Origin of the sequence: Alistipes sp. Marseille-P2263 (assembly GCF_018101075.1) — a bacterium.
Taxonomy (GTDB): Bacteria; Bacteroidota; Bacteroidia; order Bacteroidales; family Rikenellaceae; genus Alistipes; species Alistipes dispar.
This window is the reverse complement of sequence record NZ_JAGQEJ010000010.1, coordinates 104,468-127,590: the sequence shown is the minus strand read 5'-3', so window position 1 is coordinate 127,590 and position 23,123 is coordinate 104,468. Positions and strand designations below refer to the sequence as shown.

Below are 23,123 nucleotides of genomic sequence, written 5' to 3'. Positions count from 1 at the left end.
ATTTATGCAAAGTAACACATAATTTCGTATTTTTGCCCGAAAGAACCGTTTTTTGTGAATCGTCATGAATAAACAGGCACTCATCACGGGAGCCACCTCGGGAATCGGACGCGCCACGGCGCTCCGGCTGGCCCGGGAGGGATACGACATCACGGCGACGGGCCGCCGCGCCGAACGCCTCGCGCAACTCGCCCGGGAGATCGCCGCCGCGGGCGGCCGCTGCACGACGCTCGCATTCGACGTCCGCTCGGAGGAGGAGGTGCGCCGGGCGCTGGAACCGCTCGAGCGGGTCGATCTGCTGGTGAACAACGCCGGACTGGCCGCCGGGCTGGAGCACATCGACCGGGGCGACACGCGCGACTGGGACGCCATGATCGACACCAATGTCAAGGGACTGCTCTACGTCACGCGCGTCATCGCGCCCAAGATGGTCGCCGCGGGCCGCGGCCACATCTTCAACATCGGCTCGATCGCCGGCACGGAGCCTTACGAGAACGGCGCGGTCTACTGCGCTTCGAAGCACGCCGTGCACGCCATTTCGCAGTCGATGCGCGCCGACCTGCTCGCAGCGGGCGTGAAGGTGACCGAGATCCGCCCGGGCATGGTCGAGACGGAGTTCTCGCTCGTCCGCTTCCACGGCGACCGCGAAGCCGCCGACCGGGTCTATGACGGGGTCGAGCCCCTCACCGGCGAGGATATTGCGGAGGCTATCGCATGGGTCGCACAATTACCGGCGCACATGAACGTTAATGATATGGTGCTGATGCCCGCGCAGCAGGCGGGAGCCTACTACACGCACCGGAAACACACGCCGGAGCGTTAAACCCGTCCCGCGGCCGCCCCGCCGGAAACGCCGCACGGCGACCGGAGCACCGGAGCGAAGCGGAAGTTCCCGGCAAGCGGCGAAGGCTCCCGGCAGAAAATGCCGGTGCGCACCGGCTCCCGAACCAGACAAAAATTTTTACGACCATGTTACAACCCCTCATCGTCCTGCTCCAGGCAGGCTACTACGCAGAGCCGGCGGCCAGCCGTTATTCGGCCGCCTCGACCGGCATGTTTTTCCTGATCATCGCCATCGGCATCGTGGGCTACATCGTGCAGGCGCGCCTGCAGTCGGTGTTCAAAAAGTACTCGAAGGTGCAGTTCCCGGGCGGGCTCACGGGCGCCGAAGTCGCCGAGAAGATGCTCCGCGACAACAACATCCACAACGTGAAGGTCACGCACGTGGGCGGCCACCTCACCGACCACTTCAACCCGCAGACGATGACCGTCAATCTGAGCGACTCGGTCTATTCCTCGTCGAGCGTGGCCGCCGCCGCGGTCGCGGCCCACGAATGCGGCCACGCCGTGCAGCACGCCCGCGGCTACGCCCCGCTGGCGCTCCGCTCGCAGTTGGTTCCCGTGGTGCAGTTCGCCTCGTCGTCGGCCATGTGGGTCATCCTGCTGGGGCTGGTGATCCTGGCCACGACGCAGAACGAGCTGCTGTGCTGGATCGGCGTGGGCATGATCGCCATGTCGGCGCTCTTCTCGCTCATCACCCTGCCCGTCGAATACAACGCCTCGGCCCGTGCGCTGGAGTGGTTGCAGACGAGCCGCACGATGGAGGGAGCGCAGTTGGCACAGGCCCGGGAGGCCCTTTCGTGGGCGGCCCGCACCTACCTCGTGGCGGCGCTGAGCGCCATCGCCTCGGTTCTCTACTACGTGCTGCTGATCCTCGGCGGACGACGCGACTGAACGGTCCCGGATGAACACCCCCGAAAAAGACTACACGCACAAGGGATGGATTGCGGCCGCGGCGCTGATCGCAGTGCTCGTGGCCGTCAGTTTCATCCCCCCGCAGAGCCTCGGCGGCGTCAAGCTCCGCCGGGCCAACATCCTCTCGGACCTCGTCACGTTCGACGACGCCGCAGCCCCCGCGCCGGAGCCGCAGCCTTTCGACGAGGCGGAATTCCATGTCGATATGGAACGGGTGGCCGAACGCATCGAGGCCGACACCGCGCCGCGCGCCGTACAGACCACCTTCGCGTGGGATCTCCGCCGCGACAGCGCCGCACGCCGCCGCACCGCCGCGCCCGACACCGCACGGCTCGTCGCGCAGCTCACGCCGATCGAGGACTTCGACACCACGGGCATATGGGGAATGCGGGCCTTCTGCGACACGCTGCTCAACGCCCGGCGGCCCGTGCGCATCGCCTTCTTCGGCGACTCGTTCGTCGAAGGGGACATCCTCACGGCCGACCTGCGCGAGAAGTTGCAACTCGCCTACGGCGGAGGCGGCACGGGCTTCGCCCCGACCTCCTCGCCGCTGACCGGCTTCCGCCGCACCGTCCGGACCGACGCAAAGGGGTGGACCTCCTACAATATCATGCAGCGCAAGCGGGCGCCCGAGACGCTGCGCGGACACTTCTACGTCTCGGGATGGATGAGCCAGCCCGCCGCGGGCGCCTCGACGCGCTGGGAAAGCACCGACGCGCGACAGCGGCTCGACTCCTGCACGACGGCGCACGTGCTTTTCCGTTCGCCCTCCGACAGCCGCGTCCGCCTGACGCTCAACGACACGCTGCGCCGCACGTTCGACATCCCCGGGGACGAGGCCGTGCGGCGGATCGTCGTGCGCGCCCCGCATCTGCACGCCCTGGCGTTCGAGGTGCTCTCGGGCACGGAGGGCTTCGCCGGCTACGGCGCCGTGTTCGAAAGCGATGCCGGCGTGGTCGTGGACAACTACTCGGTGCGCAGCAACAACGGCCAGGCCATGTTCTGGACCGACCCTTCGGTCAATGCCCAGATCGACGCCATGCTGCACTACGACCTGGTGATCCTCCAGTACGGGCTCAACATCATGCAAGCGGGCGTGAAGGACTACTCCGGCTACTCGCGGCAGATCGAGAAGATGGTGGCCTACGTCCGCCGCTGCTTCCCGGGAGCCGCCGTGCTGGTGCTGGGCGTCAGCGACCGTTCGGTGAAGGGCGACGCGGGCTTCGAACCGATGGACGCCATTCCTCACATGACCGACTTCCAGCGGCGCGCGGCCCGGAACACGGGCGCCGCCTTCTGGCCGACGTGCGACGCCATGCGGGCGCAGGGCGGCATGGAGCGGTTCGTGCAGAACGGCTGGGCCGGCAAGGACTTCACCCACATCAACTACGCCGGCGGCAGCCGCGTGGCCTGGGCGCTCGTCGATGCGCTCAACGACTTCACGGCCCGGCACGCCACGCTCCGCGCCGCCGAGGAGTTGCGGCGGCAGATGCGCAAAAGCGTTCTCCCGCCGCGCGAAAGGCGGCGGATCGAGCGCCAGCTGCTGCCGGGCGTCGGCCCCGAACCCTTTAACGACCCGCGGCGATGATCCTACCTTCGGCGGACGCTCTTCCGGAAAAACTGCTGGCGCTGCTCGCCTACGACGCCTCGTCGCCGCTGATATTCAGCAGCGGACTGTTCCTCTTCCTCTTCGCCGGCTTCATGCTCCTCTACGGCGCATTCCGCCGGGCGCCGATGGCCCGCATCGTCTATGTCATCCTCTTCTCGCTCTACTTCTACTACAAGTCGAGCGGCATCTACTTCCTGCTGCTCGTCTTCGCCGCGGCGAGCGACTTCGCCATCGCACAGGCGATGGCCCGCACGACGCGGCGCGGCGCACGGCGGGGGCTCGTGGCGCTGAGCGTCCTGGTGAACCTCTCGATGCTCGGCTACTTCAAGTACACGAACTTTCTCATCGACATCGCGAACCAGCTCTTCGGGCAGGGATTCCTGCAGTTCCAGAACATCTTCCTGCCGGTGGGCATCTCGTTCTTCGTCTTCCAGTCGATGAGCTACACCATAGACGTTTACCGCGGCCAGCTCAAGCCCCTGTCCAACTGGCTCGACTACCTGTTCTACCTCTCGTTCTTCCCGCAGCTGGTGGCCGGCCCGATCGTCCGCGCCCGCGACTTCATCCCGCAGATCCGCCAGAATCCCGTCGTCGTCACACGCGCCATGTTCGGCACGGGCGTCTTCCTGATCCTCACAGGGCTGTTCAAGAAGGCGATCGTCTCGGACTACATCTCGCTCAACTTCGTGGACCGCATCTTCGACGAACCGCTGCTCTACTCCGGCTTCGAATGCCTCATGGGCATCTACGGCTACGCGCTGCAGATCTACTGCGACTTCTCGGGCTACTCGGACATGGCCATCGGCATCGCGCTGTTCATGGGCTTCCGCTTTCCGAAGAACTTCGACGCCCCCTACAAATCGGCCACGATCACCGAATTCTGGCGGCGGTGGCACATCTCGCTCTCGACGTGGCTGCGCGACTACCTGTACATCTCGCTCGGCGGCAACCGCAAGGGTCGGCTGCGCACCTACCTGAACCTGCTCCTGACGATGCTGCTGGGCGGCCTGTGGCACGGCGCGGCGGTGCGCTTCATCCTCTGGGGCGGGCTGCACGGCGCGGCGCTCGCGCTCCACAAGCTCTGGCTGGCCGCCGTTCCCGGAGCGAAACCCACCGGCGCGCAGATGAACCGGTGGAGCCGCGCGGCAGGCATCTTTCTCACGTTCAACCTCGTATGCTTCGGCTGGCTCCTGTTCCGCGCCGAATCGATGCAGACCGTGGAGCTGATGCTGCACCAGATCGTCCACAACTTCAACGCCCCGATGATCCCGCAGGTGCTGACGGGCTACGCGGGCGTCTTCGCCCTCGTCGCCGCCGGCTACCTGCTGCATATGCTGCCGGGCCGTGCGGACGCCGCGGCGCAGCGGATCGTGACCTGCGCGCCGCTGGTGCTGCAAGTGTTGATGGCCGCGGCGATGATCTGGTTCGTCATGCAGATCAAGTCGAGCGACATCCAGCCGTTCATCTATTTCCAATTCTGAAAAGACATGTACACCTTCGACCACGACCTGTTCCTCGCCCTGAATTTCGACGGAGGGCCGCAACTGGACCGCATCATGCTCGCACTCTCCGGAACGACCATGTGGCTGCCGCTCTACGCCCTGATCCTCTGGCTCGTCTGGCGACGCACGGGCTGGCGCGGCCTGGCGGTCTTCACCGCGGCGATGATCGCCGCGCTGGCGCTCTCGGACATGGTCTCGGGCATCTTCAAGCACAACGGGCTGCTGGGCGGCCTGCTCCCCGGCTTCGAGCCGCGTCCGCGTCCCATGTTCACCCCCTCGCTCGAAGGGCTGGCGATCACCCCCGACTCGCTCCACGCGCTGCGCCGGATGACGCCCGACGCCCTCGCCGCCGCAGGCTATGCCGGCGACTGGGCCGTGCACGTGCCGCCCGAGGCCGTGAGCGGCCGTTACGGAACCGTCTCGGCCCATGCCGCGACGATCGTGGCGCTGGCCGTGCTCTCCGCCCCGGCCGTCCGCCGGAGGTGGTTCACCCTGCTGATGGTGCTCTGCACCGCGGCGATCTGCTACTCGCGCATCTACCTGGGCAAGCACTTTCCGATGGACCTCGTGTGGGGGTCGCTCGTGGGCGCCGCGCTGGGTCGGGCGGCCTACGCCATCTACCGGCGGTTCGGCGGGAGCGCAGCGGCGGAATAATTGCGATTCTCCCCTTTTTTCGCTACCTTTGCGGGGTCGAATCCGAAAACGATAAAAACACCGAAATATGGCAATCGAACTCAGCGAACAGGAACAGTTGCGCCGGCAGTCGCTCAAGGCGTTGCGCGACCTGGGCATCGAGCCCTACCCCGCCGCGCGCTACGAGGTGACGGCCACGGCACGCGAAATCGCCGAAAACTACGACGAGACGAAGCAGAACTACGGAGAGGTGCGCATCGCGGGCCGCATCATGTCGCGCCGCATCATGGGCAGCGCCTCGTTCTTCGAACTGCAAGACCACACGGGCCGCATCCAGATCTACATCCGCCGCGACGACATCTGCCCCGAGGGCGATCCGACGCTCTACAACACCGTGTTCAAGAAACTGCTCGACATCGGCGACTTCGTGGGCGTCGAGGGATTCGCCTTCCGTACCAACACGGGCGAGCTGTCGGTGCACTGCCGCCGCTTCACCGTGCTGTCGAAGTCGATCCGCCCGCTGCCCGTGGTCAAGGAGAAGGACGGCCGGACGTTCGACGCCTTCACCGACCCGGAGGTCCGCTACCGCCAGCGCTACCTCGACCTGATCGTCAATCCGCAGGTCAAGGAGGTCTTCGTCAAGCGCGCGAAGATCATGGCCACGATGCGCGAATACTTCAACGAGAAGGGCTACGTCGAGGTCGAGACGCCGATTCTGCAACCCATTCCGGGCGGTGCGTCGGCCCGTCCGTTCATCACGCACCACAATTCGCTGGACATCGACCTCTACCTGCGCATCGCCACGGAGCTGTATCTCAAGAAGCTCATCGTCGGCGGATTCGACGGCGTTTACGAGTTCGGCAAGAACTTCCGCAACGAGGGCATGGACCGCACGCACAACCCCGAGTTCACCTGCATGGAGATCTACGTGGCCTACAAGGACTACCTCTGGATGATGGAGTTCACCGAACGGATGCTCGAACGCGTGGCGCTCGCCGTGAACGGCACGACGGAGCTTACGATCGACGGCCGCGAGGTTTCGTTCAAGGCCCCGTTCCGCCGGCTGACGATGACCGACGCCATCCGCGAGAAGACCGGCTACGACATCACGGACCAGTCGGAGGAACAGCTGCGCGAGGCGTGCAAGCGTCTGAATGTCGAGATTGACGAGACGATGGGCAAGGGCAAGCTTATCGACGCCATCTTCGGACAGTACTGCGAGGAGGAGCTCGTACAGCCCACCTTCATCACCGACTATCCGATCGAAATGTCGCCCCTCTGCAAGCGTCACCGCTCGAATCCCGACCTGACGGAGCGTTTCGAGCTGTTCGTGAACGGCAAGGAGCTGTGCAACGCCTACTCGGAGCTGAACGACCCGATCGACCAACTGGAGCGTTTCCAGGAGCAGTTGCGGCTGTCGGAGAAGGGCGACGACGAGGCCATGTTCATCGACATGGACTTTGTGCGCGCGCTGGAGTTCGGAATGCCCACCTGCTCGGGCATGGGAATCGGAATCGACCGTCTGACGATGTTCATGACCGGCCAGCCGTCGATCCAGGACGTGCTGTTCTTCCCGCAGATGCGTCCCGAGAAGAAGGCCGTCGCGGATCCCGCGGAGGCCTACACCGCCATCGGCGTTCCCGAGGAGTGGGTCCCCGTCATACAGAAAATGGGGTACGTGACCGTAGAATCGCTCCGGAAACTCGCCCCGGGCAAGTTCTTCAACGACCTCTGCGGCTTCAACAAGAAAAACAAGCTCGGTCTGAAGGCCCCCTCGATGGAGGAGGTGAAGGGCTGGTGCGCCGGGGAGTGACCGCCGGCCGGATACGGCCGAAAGCGGAAAACACGAAATTACCGTTTAACGAAACAGAATAACTACCATGAGAAAGAAAATCGTAGCCGGCAACTGGAAGATGAATACGCTTCCTGCCGAAGGAGTCGAACTGGCCAAAGGAGTCGCCGCAGGACGCGGCGAGGTGTGCTCGTGCGTGAACTTCATCGTATGTCCGCCGTTCACCCACCTCTCGATGGTGGCCGAGGCGCTGAAAGGTTCGGACATCGCACTCGGCGCACAGGACTGCGCCACGGAGGCCAAGGGCGCCTATACGGGCGAGGTCGCCGCACAGATGATCGCGGCGCTGGGCTGCAAGTACGTGATCCTCGGACACTCGGAGCGCCGCCAGTACTACGGCGAGACCTCCGCCACGCTCAACAAGAAGATGGCGCAGGCCTATGCCAACGATCTCACGCCGATCTACTGCGTGGGCGAGAACCTCGAGGAACGCGAGGCCGGCAAGCACTTCGACGTGGTGAAGGCCCAGATCGAGGAGGTGGTCTATAACCTCACGGAAGAGCAGTTCCGCAACCTCGTGATCGCCTACGAGCCCGTCTGGGCCATCGGCACGGGCAAGACCGCGACGGCCGAGCAGGCGCAGGAGATCCACGCCTACATCCGCAAGGTGCTCGCCGCCAAGTTCGGCGCGGCGGCCGAAGAGTGCCCGATCCTCTACGGAGGTTCCTGCAAGCCCTCGAACGCAGCCGAGATCTTCGCCAAGGAGGACGTGGACGGCGGCCTGATCGGCGGCGCAGCCCTCAAGGCGGAGGACTTCCTCGCCATCGGCAAGGGCTTCACGAAGTAACCGGCCGCACGAGAGAAAGCGGCTGCACGGAGCGATCCGGCAGCCCGGCGAATACGAAAGACCCCTGCTTCTCGGTATCGGGAAGCAGGGGTCCGTTTTCATCCGCGGGAAGCCGCGGGGATCAGTCGTCGAAGCCGATCACATTGAACTGACGGTCGAACTTGATCTCGAGCCCGTTCGAAAGCTCGATCTCCCAGGTGTACTTGTTCCGCTCGATCTTCCGGATATACTGGTTCGGGAAGTTGCTCTTGGCGACATACTCCTGGATCTGCGCCGGAACGACCGACGCAGGAACGGCCTCGTACTTCCGCTCCACGGAGGACCACTCGCCGTCGGAACGGAAATCCACTTCGGTCCGGTCCGTATAGGTCACTTCGTACTCCGAGCCGATGAACTTCGGGTCCTCCACCGCGAAGGCCACGGTCAGCCCCTTGAAATGGGCCGCGAGGAACTGTTGCGCGACAGCGGGCAGTTTGTCCACGGCGATCGGACGCTCGCGGTCTCCGGCGAAGGTAGAAGCGATACTGGCGAATAAGAGAACGGCTGCAACAAGAATCTTTTTCATAATCGTAATTTTTTATCGGTTAATACTGTTTCGTTTTATTTTACGATACAAAGATCGGGCTCGATTCTGAACGGAATCTAAAATCCGCATTTCATCCGGTATTTTTTTCGAAAAAACGCGATCGCATGCACCCGACCGGCAGCATCCTGCCGTTCAGACCATCCTCCCGCAAACAGCAAACCGCCCTTCCCGGTTCCATCCGACAACGGCCGGAGCCTTGCCGAATCCTCCGCCGACAGCCTCCCGTCCCCCGGCCGCCCCTCTCCCGCACGGCAATCGGCTCTTCCTCTCCTAACGGCGGCCGCCCCTCCCGGGGACGGACGATCATGCAATCGCTCGCCCCCGAAAGCATTCCCCGTCTCCGGAAACAGAAAAATCCGGATATCCCGCTTTCGCGGAACATCCGGATTTTCGGCTCCTTTTCAGGATTGAATTACATCTTCTTGCCCACGTTGGTCTTCTTGGCGACCTTCGGAGCGGCAGCCTTGGCCGAAGCGGACTTCGGAGCGGCAGGCTTCTTCGCTGCGGCAGCCTTCTTGGGAGCGGCCTTCTTGGCCTCGCCCTCGACTACCGTAGCCTCCTCGACGGCATCGGTCTTCTTCGCTGCGCTCTTGCGCGAACGGCGCGTCTTGGGTTTCGCCTCTGCGGCAGCGGTCGGCGCAATACCCAGCGTATAAGCCTCGTTGAAGTCCACGAACTCGATGATGCACATGTCGGCGGCGTCGCCCAGACGGAAGCCCGTCTTCAGGATACGCGTGTAGCCGCCCGGACGCTCGGCGATCTTCGGAGCGATCGTGCGGAACAGCTCCGTCACGGCCTCCTTCTGTTTCAGGTACGAGAATACGACGCGGCGCGAGTGGGTCGTGTCCTCCTTCGACTTGGTCACCAGAGGCTCCACGAACATGCGGACGGCCTTGGCTTTCGCGAGCGTCGTCTCAATGCGCTTGTGCAGAATCAGCGACGAGGCCATGTTCGAAAGCATCGCCTTGCGGTGTCCCGCCTGACGGCCGAGGTGGTTGAAATTCTTATTGTGTCTCATAATTAGTCTTTGTCAAGTTTGTAGATTGATACATCCATACCGAACTTCAGGTTCAGGGAAGCCAGCAGCTCGTCCAGCTCCGTGAGCGACTTCTTGCCGAAATTGCGGAACTTCAGCAGGTCGTTGCGGTTGAGCTTCACCAGGTCGCCCACCGTATCCACGTCGGCGGCCTTCAGGCAGTTGAGCGCGCGAACGCTCAGGTCCTGGTCCGACAACTTGGTTTTCAGCAACTGACGCATGTGGAGCACATCCTCGTCGAACTCCTCGGTTCCGTTCGTATCCTCCATATTGACGGTGATTTTCTCGTCGGAGAAGAGCATGAAGTGCTGGATAAGGATTTTGGCGGCCTCCTTCAGAGCCTCCTTGGGGTGAATCGACCCGTCGGTAGTAATTTCCAAATTCAACTTCTCGTAGTCGGTCTTCTGCTCGACACGGTAGTTTTCGATCGAGTATTTCACGTTCTTGATCGGCGTGAAGATCGAGTCGATCGGCAACGTTCCGAACTCGCTCTCGGCAGGGGCGTTCTCTTCGGCAGGCACGTAGCCGCGGCCCTTGCCGATCGTGAGCGTCATCTGCATCTTCGTACCGGGAGCGAGGTGGCAGATCACCAGGTCGGGATTCAGCACCTTGAAGAACGACAGATAGTTCGAGATATATCCGGCAGTCAGCTCCGTAACACCCGCAACGTTAATGGATACTTTTTCGGCATCCTGATTATCGACTGTGCGGATAAAACGAACCTGCTTCAGATTGAGGATGATGTTCAACATATCCTCCATCACTCCGGGGATAGCGGCAAACTCGTGATCGACACCGGCTACCTTGACAGTCGTGATTGCGTAACCCTCCAGCGAAGAGAGCAGAATACGACGTAAAGCGTTACCGACAGTCATGCCGAATCCGGGCTCCAGCGGTCGGAACTCGAACTTTCCGAACGATGAAGTGGACTCGAGCATTATAACCTTCTCAGGTTTCTGGAATGCTAATATTGCCATAATAGTTGATTTGATAGATTACTACTTCGAGTACAACTCGACGATGAGCTGCTCCTTGATGTTCTCGGGAATCTCCTCACGCTCGGGCTTCTGCAGGAACTTGCCGCTCATCGAGGCGTTGTCCCATTCGAGCCAGGCGTAGCGGCTCTTCGACGAGCCGGCCAGAGATGCCGTGATCACCTCCAGACTCTTCGACTTCTCGCGAACCGACACCACGTCACCCGCGCGGAGCGAGTACGAGGGAATGTTCACGACACTGCCGTTCACGCAGATGTGGCAGTGCGAAACGAGCTGGCGGGCAGCTGCACGCGTCGGGGCGATACCCAAGCGGTAAACGACGTTGTCCAGACGGCACTCGAGCAGCTTGAGCAGATTCTCGCCCGTGATGCCGCCCATGCGCGCAGCCTGTTCGTAGGTACGGGCGAACTGCTTCTCCAGCAGGCCGTACGTGTACTTCGCCTTCTGCTTCTCGCTGAGCTGCGTGCCGTACTCCGACACCTTCTTGCGCTTGCGCGCCAGACCGTGCTGTCCGGGAGGGAAGTTGCGCTTCTCGAGCACCTTGTCCGCACCATAGATAGCTTCGCCGAACTTACGGGCGATTTTCGATTTTGGTCCTATGTATTTTCCCATTGTCTTAACGTAATTAAAAAACCTTGAATTTGTCCTGAACCTCTTCCCCGAAACTATACGCGGCGACGGTTAGGAGCACGGCAGCCATTGTGCGGCAGCGGCGTGACGTCGATGATCTCCATGACCTCGATGCCCGCGCCGTGGATGGTGCGCACGGCCGACTCGCGGCCCGCACCCGGACCCTTGACGTAAACCTTCACCTTGCGCAGGCCCATGTCGTAGGCGACCTTGGCGCAATCGGCGGCCGACGTCTGTGCGGCGTACGGAGTATTCTTCTTCGAACCACGGAAACCCATCTTGCCGGCCGACGACCAACTGATGACGTCACCCACCTCGTTGGTGATGGTGATGATCACATTGTTGAAAGTGGAGTGCACATAGGCATTGCCCACGGCACCGACCTTAACAACCTTTTTCTTAACTGTTCCAGTTTTCTTTGCCATAATTCTCTAAAGATTACTTCGTTGCCTTTTTCTTGTTTGCGACGGTCTTCTTGCGGCCCTTGCGGGTACGCGCGTTGTTCTTGGTAGACTGACCGCGAACGGGCAGCCCCAGACGGTGACGGATGCCGCGATAGCAGCCGATATCCATCAGGCGCTTGATGTTGAGCTGGACCATCGAACGGCACTCGCCCTCGACCTTGATGCCCATTTCGGCGATCTGCGAACGGATGGCGCCCACCTGATCGTCCGTCCAGTCCTGTACTTTGACGTCGTAGCTGATACCAGCGGCGTCGAGAATCTTGCGAGCCGTCGAACGACCGATGCCATAAATGTAGGTCAGGCCGATCTCGCCTCTCTTATTTTTCGGTAAATCTACACCGACTATACGTGCCATATAAAATCTTCTCTTCTTTAATTAACCGTTAAAACATTAACCCTGGCGCATTTTGAACTTGGGATTCTTCTTGCAAATGACGTAGAGCTTGCCCTTGCGCTTCACAATCTTGCAATCCTCGCTTCTCTTCTTGATGGATGCTTTTACTTTCATGATTTTCAAGCAATCTAATGTTATTTGTACCGGAAAGATATACGTCCCTTCGTCAGATCGTAGGGCGTCATCTCCACTTTTACTTTATCTCCGGGAAGGATCTTGATGTAATGCATGCGCATCTTCCCCGAGATATGGGCCGTAAGCACGTGACCGTTGTCCAGCTCGACGCGGAACATGGCGTTGGACAACGCCTCGATGATCGTGCCGTCCCTTTCGATAGCAGCCTGTTTTGCCATAGAGTCTTAATTTTTTAGTGCCTGTTCGATGATACTGTAGTCCGTCAGCACGTCGGGACCCGACTTGCGGACCGCCACGGCGAACTCGAAGTGCGCCGCCGGCTTGCGGTCCCGCGTACGGACCGTCCAGCCATCCTGCTCGAAAACCACCGCCTTGGTCCCCATGTTGATCATGGGCTCGATGCAGATGACCATGCCCTCTTTGAGAAGGGGTCCTCTGCCGCGCGCGCCGTAGTTCGGAACACCGGGGTCTTCGTGCATTTTCCGACCCAAACCGTGTCCCTCCAGCTCGCGCACCACGCCGTAGCCGAAACGCTCGGCGTGCTCCTGCACGGCGGCCGATATGTCGCCCACGCGATTACCGGCCCTGGCCTGCGCCGTACCTTTATAAAGAGCCTCTTTGGTGACTTCCATCAGCCGCCGTACTTCCTCGGCGACCTCTCCCACGGCGAACGTATATGCCGAATCACCAACAAACCCCTTCATAAACGTACCGCAATCGACCGAAACGATGTCGCCCTCTTTGAGGACGCATTTCGAGGATGGGATACCGTGAACAACCTGCTCGTTTACCGAAATGCACAACGAAGCGGGAAATCCCTGATACCCGAGGAAAGCGGGAACCGCTCCGTGCGCCCGGATGAAATCCTCGGCGATCGTGTCCAACTCCTTGGTCGTGACGCCCGGACGAATGTGGCGACCCACCTCGGCCAGCGTCTTCGACACCAGGACGTTGTTTTCACGGAGCAGTTCGATCTCCTCGTCTGTCTTCAAGTAAATCATTTCTTCGCGTTAAGAACTCTTCGGAAAATCCTAATGACGCCCCTGGATACGGCCGGTCTTCATCAGACCGTCGTAGTGGCGCATCAGCAGGTAGCTCTCGATCTGCTTCAGAGTGTCGAGCACCACGCCCACCATGATCAGCAGCGACGTACCTCCGTAGAAGTAGGCGAACGCCTGCTGGATGCCCAGGAATTTCATCGCCAGCGCGGGCAGAATGGCCACGATGGCGAGGAAGAACGAGCCGGGAAGCGTGATACGCGTCATGATGGTGTCGATGTAGTTCACGGTCTGCTTGCCCGGTTTCACTCCCGGGATGAAGCCGCCATTGCGCTTCATGTCATCGGCCATCATTTGAGGATTGATGATAATCGCGGTGTAGAAGTAGGTGAACGCGATTACCAGCACCGCGAGCGTAAAGTTGTACCAGAAGCCGGTTATCGAGGTGAATGCGGCGGCGAAACCCGGAGCGGCGTTGGAGAACAGCGCCGGAATGAACATCAGGGCCTGCGCGAAGATGATGGGCATCACGTTGGCCGCATTCATCTTCAGCGGAATGTACTGCCGCACACCGCCGTACTGCTTGTTGCCGACGATACGCTTCGCATACTGCACGGGGACCTTGCGGACCGCCTGCACCAGGGCGATCGTCGCCATGAAGACGAGGAACAGGAGCACCAGTTCGAGAATCAGCATGATCGCGCTGCCCGAGGCCGTCTGGAAACGCGCATTGACCTCGGCCAGAAGCGCGTGGGGAAGACGGGCCACGATACCGATCATGATGATCAGCGAAATGCCGTTACCGATACCCTTGTCCGTGATCTTCTCGCCCAGCCACATGATGAACATGGTGCCGGCGATCAGAATCGTCGTGGCATAGGCGACGAAGCCGAACGTATTGCCGTAGACGAACGCCGTGGGGACCTGATGGTACAGGTTGGCGATGTAGGCCGGGCCCTGCAGGATCAGCACGCCGATCGTGAGGAAACGGGTCCACTGGTTCATCTTGCGGCGGCCGCTCTCACCTTCCTTCTGCATTTTCTGGAAATACGGGACCATCATGCCCATGAGCTGAATGATGATCGAGGCGGTGATGTACGGCATGACTCCGAGCGCGAAAATGGCGGCGTTGCCAAATGCACCGCCAGAGAAGACGTTCAGCAGGCCCAGAAGCCCGTTGCCTTCCAACTGGCTGGCATACGCCGACCCCTCGCCCAGGGCGTTGGGGTTGATGCCCGGAATCACGACGAAACTGCCCAAGCGATAGACCAGCAGCAGCCCGATCGTGTACAACACACGCTTGCGCAGCTCCTCGATCTTGTAGATGTTCTTGAGCGTTTCAACCAATTTCTTGTTGGTCGCCAGAAGAGCGATGACCACTATAAAGACGATACCAACAATGAGATACTGATTCATAATAGTGAAGTGCTAAAGGTTACAGTTTTTCGACGCTGCCGCCGGCCGCCGTGATCGCCGCCTCGGCGCTCTTCGAGAAGGCGTGCGCCTTGACGGCCAGCGCCTTCGTGATCGAGCCGTTGCCCAGAATCTTCACCTTGTCCTTCGACGAGATGAAACCTGCGTCCACGAGCGTGTCGATCGTAACCTCCGTCAGCGACTTCTTGGCCGCCAGCTCCTCGAGCGTCGAAAGGTTGATGGCCTTGAATTCGACACGCTTGAGGTTCGTGAAGCCGAACTTGGGAAGACGGCGCTGAAGCGGCATCTGACCGCCCTCGAAACCGAGCTTGCGCGAGTAACCCGAACGCGACTGAGCGCCCTTGTGACCGCGGGTGGCCGTGCCGCCGTACCCCGAACCTGCACCGCGGCCGATTCGCTTGTCGTGGTGCGTAGAACCCTTTGCGGGTTTGAGATTATTGAGTTCCATTGCTAAAAATTCCGTTTGCAGTTAGACTTATTCGGCTTTCGCAGCCTTTGCGGCGACCTCTTCAACCTTGACGAGGTGCTTCACGCGCTCGATCATGCCCTTGATGATAACCGAATCGTCGTGCTCGACGCTCGCGTTGATCTTCTTCAGGCCCAGCGCGTCGAGGTTCTTGCACTGACGCTCCGTGGCACCGATGCGGCTCTTGATCTGGGTGATTTTCAATCTTGCCATTTTGTCCTTGAGAATTAACCGTTAAACACCTTGTCCATCGAGATCCCGCGCAGGCGTGCCACGCTGTGCGCGTCGCGCAGCTCGCACAGGGCGCCGATGGTCGCCTTCACCAGGTTGTGGGGGTTCGACGAACCCTTGCTCTTGGCAAGCACGTTCTTCACGCCCACCGACTCCAGCACGGCACGCATGGCGCCGCCGGCGATGATACCCGTACCGGGAGCGGCCGGACGAATCATCACGAGCGAGCCGCCGTAACGCTGCTCCTGCTTGTGGGGAATCGTACCGTTGATGACCGGGATCTTCACCAGGTTCTTCTTGGCATCCTCCACGCCCTTGGCGATGGCGGCCTGCACCTCCGAAGCCTTGCCCAGGCCGTAGCCCACCACGCCGTCCTCGTTGCCTACGACGACGATGGCCGAGAAACTGAACGTGCGGCCGCCCTTCGTAACCTTCGTTACACGCTGAATGCTGACGAGACGGTCCTTGAGTTCGAGGTCGCTCGTGCGTACTTTCTTTATGTTGGTATTTGCCATGATCGTTTAGAATTTAAGTCCGCCTTCGCGTGCTGCTTCGGCCAGCTGTTTAACTCGTCCGTGATAAAGGTAACCGTTGCGGTCGAAAGCGACGGCCGAAATGCCTTTGGCCGCAGCGCGCTCGGCGGCCAGCTTGCCCACCAGGGCGGCCACTTCGCACTTGGTCTTGCCGGCGGCGGCTTCGGCCACCTCCTTGTCCAGCGAGGAGGCCGTCGCGAGGGTCACACCTGCGAGGTCATCAATAAACTGCACGTAGATCTGCTTGTTGCTACGGAATACAGTCATGCGAGGCTGTGCGGGCGTTCCGCTCACGATCTTGCGGATACGCATCTTGATCCTCTCTCTTCTTTCTATCTTGTTCAGTGACATAACTTCAGACTATTTACTATTTAGCACCTGCGGATTTGCCGGCCTTGCGACGGATCTGCTCGCCGACGAACTTGATACCCTTGCCCTTGTACGGCTCCGGCTTGCGCAGCGAGCGGAGCTTGGCGGCCACCTGGCCGATGAGCTGCTTGTCGGCGCTCTTGAGCGTCACGATCGGGTTGCCCTTCTTCTCCGTGACGGCCGTGGCGGTCACCTCCTTCGGAAGCAGGAAATGCGTATCGTGCGAATAGCCCAGGCTCATCTCGAGCACCTGGCCCTTCACCTCGGCCTTGAAGCCGACGCCCACGAGCTCCTGCTTGATCTCGTAACCCTTCGACACGCCGACGACCATGTTCTGGATCAGCGCGCGGTAGAGTCCGTGCATCGAACGGTGGCGGGGCTGGTTCGTGGGACGGGTCACGATCACGGCGGGCGTCTCCGCGCCCGTGTGGGGATCCGTGTGCGTGCCGACCTCTACTTTGATATCCGAGTCCACCTTCTGGCTCAGCGTCCCGAGTGGCCCTTTCACGCTTACCGTATTGTCGGCTGCGACCTCCACGGTCACGCCGGCAGGCAGGTTTACAGGTAATTTACCAATTCTTGACATTGTCTCTGTACGTTTTGAAAATTTGCAATTAGTAGATGTAGCACAGCACCTCGCCGCCCACGTTCTCCTTGCGGGCCTTGGCGTCGGTCATGATGCCTTTCGAAGTCGAGAGGATGGCGATGCCCAGACCGTTCAGCACGCGGGGCATGTCCGCAACCGACGCATACTGGCGCAGACCGGGACGGCTCACGCGCTTGAGGTTCTTGATGGCGTTGGTCTTCGTGGCGGCGTCCCACTTCAGCGCGATCTTGATCGAGGGGTGTCCCTTCTCGTCGGTGTCGAACTTGTAAGCGAGGATGTAGCCCTGCTCGTAGAGGATCTTGGTGATCTCCTGTTTAATTTTGGAACCGGGAGCTTCAACCACTTTGTGGTTGGCTTTCACCGCGTTTCTAATTCTGGTCAGAAAGTCCGCGATAGGATCAGTCATAACGAATAGAAGTTAAAATTAAAAAATGGTTAATTATTTATGCTTCAGCGCATTGCCTGTCTCCCGACATCTCCTGCGCCTCCGCCGTTCTCGTTTTGCGCTTCCCCCGCGGCCCGCCGCACGGCGATCCGGCCCGGGTATAAAAGCGCGCAAATATACGTATTATTTCTCAAATCACCAAGTTACGGGTCCGTTTTTACCCGCTCCGGACACGGCCCCCGGGAACGCAGACAATGTTAGCACCCCTTGTGTCGCTAACATCCGTCCGCACACGTTCCCCTTCCGTTCCGGGCCGGGAGGGCCCCTCGGTCGAGAAATCTGTACCAAATGCCGAACCTTTCGCAACGCCCCACATACCGGGAAGTTACCGCTTGCGGCGGCACTTTCCCCGATACTGCGGCGAAGTTACACGGGTTCCGCACCCTTATAAGCTCCGCGTCCTTCCGAGGGTCTCCCGGAGAGTTTCCGCGGCTCTGCGCCGTCGGAAAACGCCTTCGGACCCTTTGCAGGCTTCCACACCTTCCGGACGTTCGGAACTCGATATCGAAAGACCGGAAGCCGGAACCATGCGCGGTTCCCGCTTCCGGGTCGTTGCTACCAGCTGGCCTTCGTCACACCGGGAATCAGCCCCTTCGAAGCCATCTCGCGGAACTGGATACGGCTGATGCCGAACAGGCGGATATAGCCCTTGGGACGGCCGGTGATCTTGCAGCGGTTGTGCTGGCGGATCGGATTCGAGTTGCGGGGCAGCTTCGACAGTGCGATCCAGGCCTCCTCGTGATCCATCTCACCGCTCTTCACCTTGGCAGCGATCTCCTCGCGCTTGTGGGCGTAACGCTTCGCGAGCTTCTCACGCTTCACCTCGCGTGCCTTCATCGATTCTTTTGCCATAGCTTAATTCTTTTTAGCGTTCTTGAAAGGAAGGCCGAACTCGCGGAGCAGGGCGTAAGCCTCCTCGTCGGTCTTGGCCGTCGTTACGAAGGTGATCTCCATGCCGAAGATCTTGGTGATCTTGTCGATGTCGATCTCCGGGAAGATGATCTGCTCGGTGATGCCGAGGGTGTAGTTGCCCTGACCGTCGAACTTCTCGTTGATGCCCTTGAAGTCGCGGATGCGGGGGAGCGCCACGGCGATCAGACGCTCGAGGAACTCGTACATCTTCGTATCGCGCAGCGTCACGCGCACGCCGATCGGCATGCCCTTGCGCAGCTTGAAGTTGGAGATGTCCTTCCGCGAACGGGTCTGCACGGCCTTCTGGCCGGCGATCTGCGTCAGCTCGGCCTCGGCCACGTCGATCAGCTTCTTGTCGGCGACGGCCTGACCCATACCCTGGTTGATTACGATCTTGGTGAGCTTCGGGCACTGCATTACGCTCGAGTAGCCGAACTCCTTCATAAGGGCAGGCATGATCTGCTCCTTATACTGTGTCTTGAGTGTAGGTACGTATGCCATTATTTGATCTCCTCCCCTGACTTTTTAGCGTAACGAACTAATTTACCTTTGGCGTCCTTCTTGCGGCCGACCTTGGTGGGTTTGCCCGACTTGGGGTCGATGAGCATCAGGTTCGAAATGTGGATCGGAGCCTCCTGCTCGAGGATACCGCCCTGGGGATTCTTCGCATTGGGCTTGGTGGCCTTCTTGACGATGTTCACACCCTCGACGATGGCACGCTGCTTCGAAACCTCGACCTTCAGGACTTTGCCCTGCTGGCCCTTGCTGTCACCGGCGATGACCTGAACCTGGTCCCCCTTCTTAATATGTAATTTCACTGACATATCCGAAATTGTTTTTATGATTACAATACTTCGGGTGCGAGGGAGATAATCTTCATATACTGGTCACGCAGCTCACGAGCCACGGGGCCGAATATACGAGTACCGCGCATTTCACCCTGGTTGTTAAGCAGCACCACGGCATTGTCGTCGAAACGAATGTACGAACCGTTGGCACGGCGGATTTCCTTCGTGGTCCGCACCACGACGGCCTTCGACACGGCGCCCTTCTTGACGTCGCCCGAAGGAGTCGCGCTCTTCACCGCAACCACGATCTTATCGCCGATAGATGCGTAGCGGCGCTTCGTGCCGCCGAGCACCCGGATGCAAAGTACCTCCTTCGCTCCGCTGTTATCAGCTACTACGAGTCTACTTTCCTGTTGTATCATAACTACTTAGCTCTTTCAATGATTTGTACTAATCTCCAACGCTTCGTCTTGCTCAGCGGGCGGGTCTCCATGATGCGCACCGTATCGCCCTCCTTGCACGTCTCGTCGAGCGACTCGGCGACGAACTTCGTCGTCTTATTGACGAACTTGCCGTAGATAGGATGCTTCACCTTACGCGCTACCGCAACCACAATGGTTTTAGCCATCTTGTTGCTGACAACCACACCGATACGCTCTTTTCTCAGATTTCTTTCCATAGTTGTACTACTTATTTAGCGTTTTTTTGACGCAGAATCGTCAGCATGCGAGCTATATCTCTGCGGTTCTTCTTAATGATCGACGGGTTCTCGACGGGGGACACGGCGTGCTGCACCTTCAGCTTGGCGAGCTGGGCCTTTTCGGTCTCGATGCGTTCCGCGAGGTCCTTCGTCGAAAGGTCCTTGATTTCTGCACTTTTCATCTTGCGTTCCCTTAAATTGTGGTTTCGACGTAGTCACGTCTTACGATAAACTTGGTGGTAATAGGCAGTTTCTGGGCTCCCAGACGCAGCGCCTCCTGCGCTACGGCCAGGGGCACGCCCTCCGCCTCGAAGAGAATGCGTCCCGGAGTTACGGGCGCCACGAAGCCTTCGGGGTTACCCTTACCCTTACCCATACGCACCTCGGCGGGCTTCTTCGTGATGGGTTTGTCGGGGAAAATGCGGATCCAGAGCTGACCTTCACGCTTCATGTAACGCGTAATGGCCTGACGGGCCGCCTCTATCTGACGACCCGTGATCCAGGTCGATTCAAGTGCCTTGATTGCGAACGATCCGTATGCGAGCTGGTTACCTCTTTGAGCAAGCCCCTTCATACGGCCTTTCTGCATTCTTCTAAATTTGGTCTTTTTCGGCTGTAACATGTTAGTTCTGCTTTAAAAAGGTCCTTACTACTGATTGTTGTTGCGACGGTCCCCGCGACGTCCGCCCCGGCGGTCGCCGCCACGACGGTCCCCGCCGCGACGCTCCCGGCGGTCGCCGCGCTCGCCGCGGTCGCCCGAAGCGGCCTGCGCCGAGGCTCCGGCGATCTCGAACAGATCGCGCTTGCCGTACACCGTGCCCTGGCAGATCCAGACCTTCACGCCCAGGATGCCCACCTTGGTGAGCGCCTCCGTGAGGCAGTAGTCGATGTCGGCACGGAAGGTGTGCAGCGGAATGCGTCCCTCCTTGATCGTCTCCGTGCGGGCCATCTCGGCGCCGCCGACACGGCCGGCCACCTGCACCTTGATGCCCTCGGCGCCCATGCGCATCGTCGATGCCACGGCCGTCTTCACGGCACGGCGGAACGACACGCGGCCCTCGAGCTGACGGGCGATGTTCTGGCCCACGATGACGGCATCCACCTCGGGACGCTTCACCTCGAAGATGTTGATCTGGATCTCCTTGCCGGTGAGCTTCTTGAGCTCCTCCTTGAGCTTGTCCACCTCCTGGCCGCCCTTGCCGATGATGATACCCGGACGTGCGGTCGAGATCGTAACCGTGACCAGCTTCAGCGTGCGCTCGATGATGATCTTCGAGATCGAAGCCTTCTGCAGACGGACATTCAGATACTTGCGGATCTTGGCGTCCTCGACGAGCTTGTCGGAGAAATCCTTGCCACCGAACCAGTTGGAATCCCAACCGCGGATGATACCAAGACGATTTGCTATCGGATTAACTTTCTGTCCCATCTGATTACTTGTTTTCTACGGTTACCATTTTGTCTATTACGATCGTCACATGGTTCGAACGCTTGCGGATACGGTGTGCGCGACCCTGCGGAGCAGCCTGAATGCGCTTCAGCATGCGGCCGCCGTCCACGAATACCTCCTTCACGCAGAGCTTCGTGTCCTCCAGACGCTCCGATTCGTTCTTGGCCTCCCAGTTGGCGATCGCCGACTTGAGGAGCTTCTCCATACGGATCGAGGCCTCCTTCTTCGAGTAGCGGAGGATACCCAGCGCCTTGTTGATCTCCACGCCGCGGATGATGTCGGCCACCAGGCGCATCTTACGGGGAGAGGTCGGGCAGTCGCGCATGACGGCGATTGCCTTCTGCTTCTTTTCAGCCTTCAGTTTCTCGGCTCTATTTGCTTTTCTTGCACCCATTTTCTACCTATTTTTTCTTGTTACCTGCATGACCACGGAAGTTGCGCGTGGGAGCAAACTCACCGAGTTTGTGTCCTACCATGTTCTCCGTCACATACACCGGGATGAATTTGTTTCCGTTGTGAACGGCGATCGTCTGACCCACGAAGTCAGGCGAGATCATACTTGCTCGTGACCATGTCTTGATTACCGACTTCTTGTTTCCTTCGGCCTGGGCCACCACTTTGGCCTCGAGCTTGGGGTCGATAAACGGTCCTTTTTTCAATGAACGGCTCATTATGTACTCTTTTTAATTATTTTTTCTTCTTGGAAATAATAAACTTCGAGGTCGTCTTCTTCGGATTACGCGTCTTGTAACCCTTGGCAAGCAGACCCTTGCGCGAACGCGGGTGACCGCCCGACGCACGACCTTCGCCACCGCCCATCGGGTGATCAACCGGGTTCATCACGACGCCGCGGTTGCGGGGACGACGGCCGCGCCAACGCTCACGACCGGCCTTGCCCGAGCTTTCGAGGCTGTGGTCGATATTCGACACGACACCCACCGTAGCGCGGCAAGTTACGAGTACCATACGAGTCTCGCCCGAAGGCAGCTTGATGATGGCGAATTTGCCCTCACGAGCCAGCAACTGGGCGTAGGAACCGGCCGAACGCGCCATGGCTGCGCCCTGACCGGGGTAGAGTTCGATGTTGTGGACGACCGTACCCAGGGGAATCTCGCTCAGGAAGAGCGTGTTTCCGACCTCGGGAGCGACACCTGCGCCGCTCATTACGGTCTGGCCCACCTGGAGGCCGTTCGGTGCGATGATATAGCTCTTCTCACCGTCGGCATACACCAGAAGTGCAATGCGTGCAGTACGATTGGGGTCGTACTCGATAGATTTTACAGTCGCAGGGATGCCGTCCTTCGAGCGCTTGAAATCGACCAGACGGTACATCTGCTTGTGACCGCCGCCGATATAGCGTACCGTCATCTTGCCGACGTTGTTGCGGCCGCCCGTGCTCTTCTTGGGGCTGAGAAGCGATTTTTCCGGCGTCGATTTGGTGATCTCGTCGAACGTGCCGATAATCTTATGTCGCGTACCTGCGGTAACAGGTTTGAATTTTCTTACTGCCATCTCCGTTAGATATTACTGTAAAAATCTATCTTGTCTCCATCCTTCAAGGTGACGATCGCCTTCTTGAAGTTGTTAGCGCGGCCCTCGAGCAGACCCGCCTTCGTATAGCGGCTCTTGAGCTTACCCATGTAGTTCACGGTGTTCACGTCCGTTACGACGACGTTGTACATCTGCTCTACGGCATTGCGAATCTGCAGCTTGTTAGCCCTCACGTCAACGATAAAACCGTAGCGATTCAACTTTTCGCCCTGAATCGTCATTTTCTCGGTCAAAACCGGCTTAATAATAATGTCCATTGTA

The 23,123-nt window shown here is 59.8% G+C and carries 35 protein-coding genes; 7 read left to right on the top strand and 28 right to left on the bottom strand.

What is annotated here, in order from left to right:
- The first annotated feature begins 64 nt into the window (after positions 1-64).
- The 7 genes from KB554_RS11990 (at position 65) to tpiA (ending at position 8,138) form a co-directional block, all read left to right on the top strand.
- Positions 65-823, top strand: coding sequence for an SDR family NAD(P)-dependent oxidoreductase (locus KB554_RS11990; protein ID WP_211036304.1), 759 nt, complete (start codon positions 65-67; stop codon positions 821-823).
- A gap of 146 nt (positions 824-969) precedes the next feature.
- Positions 970-1,734 (top strand): zinc metallopeptidase, encoded by a 765-nt coding sequence (locus tag KB554_RS11985; protein ID WP_141428705.1) that lies wholly within the window; start codon positions 970-972, stop codon positions 1,732-1,734.
- A gap of 10 nt (positions 1,735-1,744) precedes the next feature.
- Positions 1,745-3,343 carry a hypothetical protein gene (locus KB554_RS11980; RefSeq protein WP_211036302.1) on the top strand — a complete coding sequence of 533 codons (1,599 nt, stop codon included), beginning with the start codon at positions 1,745-1,747 and terminating at the stop codon, positions 3,341-3,343.
- Entirely contained in the window at positions 3,340-4,845 is a 1,506-nt protein-coding gene (locus KB554_RS11975; RefSeq protein WP_211036301.1) for an MBOAT family protein, read from the top strand. The genes KB554_RS11980 and KB554_RS11975 overlap by 4 nt, the downstream gene beginning before the upstream one ends.
- Positions 4,846-4,851: 6 nt before the next feature.
- Positions 4,852-5,520 (top strand): phosphatase PAP2 family protein, encoded by a 669-nt coding sequence (locus KB554_RS11970; protein ID WP_211036300.1) that lies wholly within the window; start codon positions 4,852-4,854, stop codon positions 5,518-5,520.
- A 67-nt stretch (positions 5,521-5,587) separates the two neighbouring features.
- Positions 5,588-7,312 (top strand): lysine--tRNA ligase, encoded by a 1,725-nt coding sequence (gene lysS, locus KB554_RS11965; RefSeq protein ID WP_211036299.1) that lies wholly within the window; start codon positions 5,588-5,590, stop codon positions 7,310-7,312.
- Positions 7,313-7,379: 67 nt separating this feature from the next.
- Positions 7,380-8,138 carry a triose-phosphate isomerase gene (tpiA, locus tag KB554_RS11960; RefSeq protein ID WP_141428698.1) on the top strand — a complete coding sequence of 253 codons (759 nt, stop codon included), beginning with the start codon at positions 7,380-7,382 and terminating at the stop codon, positions 8,136-8,138.
- Between the two features lie 121 nt (positions 8,139-8,259).
- Here tpiA and KB554_RS11955 read toward each other — a convergent pair whose 3' ends face one another.
- The 28 genes from KB554_RS11955 to rplW all read right to left on the bottom strand — a co-directional run bounded on the left by KB554_RS11955 (position 8,260) and on the right by rplW (position 23,119).
- Complete coding sequence (locus KB554_RS11955; protein ID WP_211036298.1) at positions 8,260-8,703, bottom strand: PepSY-like domain-containing protein; 444 nt, start codon at positions 8,701-8,703, stop codon at positions 8,260-8,262.
- A 433-nt stretch (positions 8,704-9,136) separates the two neighbouring features.
- Positions 9,137-9,742 (bottom strand): 50S ribosomal protein L17, encoded by a 606-nt coding sequence (gene rplQ, locus KB554_RS11950; protein WP_211036297.1) that lies wholly within the window; start codon positions 9,740-9,742, stop codon positions 9,137-9,139.
- A 2-nt stretch (positions 9,743-9,744) separates the two neighbouring features.
- Positions 9,745-10,737 carry a DNA-directed RNA polymerase subunit alpha gene (locus KB554_RS11945; protein WP_141428692.1) on the bottom strand — a complete coding sequence of 331 codons (993 nt, stop codon included), beginning with the start codon at positions 10,735-10,737 and terminating at the stop codon, positions 9,745-9,747.
- A 21-nt stretch (positions 10,738-10,758) separates the two neighbouring features.
- Entirely contained in the window at positions 10,759-11,367 is a 609-nt protein-coding gene (gene rpsD / locus KB554_RS11940) for a 30S ribosomal protein S4 (protein WP_141428690.1), read from the bottom strand.
- Positions 11,368-11,420: 53 nt separating this feature from the next.
- Positions 11,421-11,810, bottom strand: a complete 390-nt coding sequence (gene rpsK, locus KB554_RS11935; RefSeq protein ID WP_022307380.1) for a 30S ribosomal protein S11 — start codon at positions 11,808-11,810, stop codon at positions 11,421-11,423.
- A 13-nt stretch (positions 11,811-11,823) separates the two neighbouring features.
- The gene (rpsM, locus tag KB554_RS11930) at positions 11,824-12,204 is read right to left on the bottom strand and encodes a 30S ribosomal protein S13 (RefSeq protein ID WP_087311269.1); all 381 of its coding nucleotides are present in this window, start codon (positions 12,202-12,204) and stop codon (positions 11,824-11,826) included.
- Positions 12,205-12,240: 36 nt separating this feature from the next.
- Positions 12,241-12,357 carry a type B 50S ribosomal protein L36 gene (gene ykgO / locus KB554_RS11925; protein WP_010262443.1) on the bottom strand — a complete coding sequence of 39 codons (117 nt, stop codon included), beginning with the start codon at positions 12,355-12,357 and terminating at the stop codon, positions 12,241-12,243.
- A 20-nt stretch (positions 12,358-12,377) separates the two neighbouring features.
- Positions 12,378-12,596 carry a translation initiation factor IF-1 gene (gene infA / locus KB554_RS11920; RefSeq protein ID WP_009597667.1) on the bottom strand — a complete coding sequence of 73 codons (219 nt, stop codon included), beginning with the start codon at positions 12,594-12,596 and terminating at the stop codon, positions 12,378-12,380.
- Positions 12,597-12,602: 6 nt separating this feature from the next.
- Entirely contained in the window at positions 12,603-13,379 is a 777-nt protein-coding gene (map, locus tag KB554_RS11915; RefSeq protein WP_141428688.1) for a type I methionyl aminopeptidase, read from the bottom strand.
- Between the two features lie 30 nt (positions 13,380-13,409).
- The gene (gene secY / locus KB554_RS11910; protein ID WP_211036296.1) at positions 13,410-14,792 is read right to left on the bottom strand and encodes a preprotein translocase subunit SecY; all 1,383 of its coding nucleotides are present in this window, start codon (positions 14,790-14,792) and stop codon (positions 13,410-13,412) included.
- A gap of 19 nt (positions 14,793-14,811) precedes the next feature.
- A complete protein-coding gene (gene rplO, locus KB554_RS11905; RefSeq protein ID WP_211036295.1) occupies positions 14,812-15,258 on the bottom strand; it encodes a 50S ribosomal protein L15 in 447 nt (148 codons plus the stop codon).
- 27 nt (positions 15,259-15,285) lie between these two features.
- Entirely contained in the window at positions 15,286-15,489 is a 204-nt protein-coding gene (rpmD, locus tag KB554_RS11900) for a 50S ribosomal protein L30 (protein ID WP_141428683.1), read from the bottom strand.
- 14 nt (positions 15,490-15,503) lie between these two features.
- Entirely contained in the window at positions 15,504-16,022 is a 519-nt protein-coding gene (gene rpsE / locus KB554_RS11895) for a 30S ribosomal protein S5 (RefSeq protein ID WP_141428681.1), read from the bottom strand.
- A gap of 6 nt (positions 16,023-16,028) precedes the next feature.
- Entirely contained in the window at positions 16,029-16,391 is a 363-nt protein-coding gene (gene rplR, locus KB554_RS11890) for a 50S ribosomal protein L18 (protein ID WP_141428679.1), read from the bottom strand.
- Positions 16,392-16,407: 16 nt separating this feature from the next.
- A complete protein-coding gene (gene rplF, locus KB554_RS11885) occupies positions 16,408-16,995 on the bottom strand; it encodes a 50S ribosomal protein L6 (protein WP_141428677.1) in 588 nt (195 codons plus the stop codon).
- A 28-nt stretch (positions 16,996-17,023) separates the two neighbouring features.
- Complete coding sequence (gene rpsH / locus KB554_RS11880) at positions 17,024-17,422, bottom strand: 30S ribosomal protein S8 (RefSeq protein ID WP_211036293.1); 399 nt, start codon at positions 17,420-17,422, stop codon at positions 17,024-17,026.
- 594 nt (positions 17,423-18,016) lie between these two features.
- Positions 18,017-18,313, bottom strand: coding sequence for a 30S ribosomal protein S14 (rpsN, locus tag KB554_RS11875; RefSeq protein ID WP_022307370.1), 297 nt, complete (start codon positions 18,311-18,313; stop codon positions 18,017-18,019).
- Positions 18,314-18,316: 3 nt separating this feature from the next.
- A complete protein-coding gene (rplE, locus tag KB554_RS11870; protein WP_141428674.1) occupies positions 18,317-18,874 on the bottom strand; it encodes a 50S ribosomal protein L5 in 558 nt (185 codons plus the stop codon).
- Entirely contained in the window at positions 18,874-19,197 is a 324-nt protein-coding gene (rplX, locus tag KB554_RS11865) for a 50S ribosomal protein L24 (RefSeq protein ID WP_141428673.1), read from the bottom strand. Before rplX ends, rplE begins: the two co-directional genes overlap by 1 nt.
- 20 nt (positions 19,198-19,217) lie before the next feature.
- Complete coding sequence (gene rplN / locus KB554_RS11860; RefSeq protein ID WP_018696462.1) at positions 19,218-19,583, bottom strand: 50S ribosomal protein L14; 366 nt, start codon at positions 19,581-19,583, stop codon at positions 19,218-19,220.
- Between the two features lie 2 nt (positions 19,584-19,585).
- On the bottom strand, positions 19,586-19,840 hold the full coding sequence (rpsQ, locus tag KB554_RS11855; protein WP_087311259.1) for a 30S ribosomal protein S17: 255 nt from the start codon (positions 19,838-19,840) through the stop codon (positions 19,586-19,588).
- A gap of 11 nt (positions 19,841-19,851) precedes the next feature.
- Positions 19,852-20,043, bottom strand: coding sequence for a 50S ribosomal protein L29 (gene rpmC / locus KB554_RS11850; RefSeq protein WP_141428672.1), 192 nt, complete (start codon positions 20,041-20,043; stop codon positions 19,852-19,854).
- An 11-nt stretch (positions 20,044-20,054) separates the two neighbouring features.
- The gene (rplP, locus tag KB554_RS11845; RefSeq protein ID WP_087263390.1) at positions 20,055-20,483 is read right to left on the bottom strand and encodes a 50S ribosomal protein L16; all 429 of its coding nucleotides are present in this window, start codon (positions 20,481-20,483) and stop codon (positions 20,055-20,057) included.
- Between the two features lie 27 nt (positions 20,484-20,510).
- Positions 20,511-21,290: a 30S ribosomal protein S3 gene (gene rpsC, locus KB554_RS11840; protein ID WP_141428670.1), complete on the bottom strand. Its 780-nt coding sequence runs from the start codon at positions 21,288-21,290 to the stop codon at positions 20,511-20,513.
- Positions 21,291-21,294: 4 nt separating this feature from the next.
- Complete coding sequence (gene rplV / locus KB554_RS11835; protein WP_211036292.1) at positions 21,295-21,705, bottom strand: 50S ribosomal protein L22; 411 nt, start codon at positions 21,703-21,705, stop codon at positions 21,295-21,297.
- Positions 21,706-21,712: 7 nt separating this feature from the next.
- Positions 21,713-21,982, bottom strand: coding sequence for a 30S ribosomal protein S19 (gene rpsS / locus KB554_RS11830; protein WP_009597568.1), 270 nt, complete (start codon positions 21,980-21,982; stop codon positions 21,713-21,715).
- Positions 21,983-21,998: 16 nt separating this feature from the next.
- The gene (gene rplB / locus KB554_RS11825) at positions 21,999-22,823 is read right to left on the bottom strand and encodes a 50S ribosomal protein L2 (RefSeq protein WP_141428666.1); all 825 of its coding nucleotides are present in this window, start codon (positions 22,821-22,823) and stop codon (positions 21,999-22,001) included.
- 5 nt (positions 22,824-22,828) lie between these two features.
- Positions 22,829-23,119, bottom strand: a complete 291-nt coding sequence (rplW, locus tag KB554_RS11820) for a 50S ribosomal protein L23 (RefSeq protein WP_015547048.1) — start codon at positions 23,117-23,119, stop codon at positions 22,829-22,831.
- Positions 23,120-23,123: the final 4 nt, after the last annotated feature.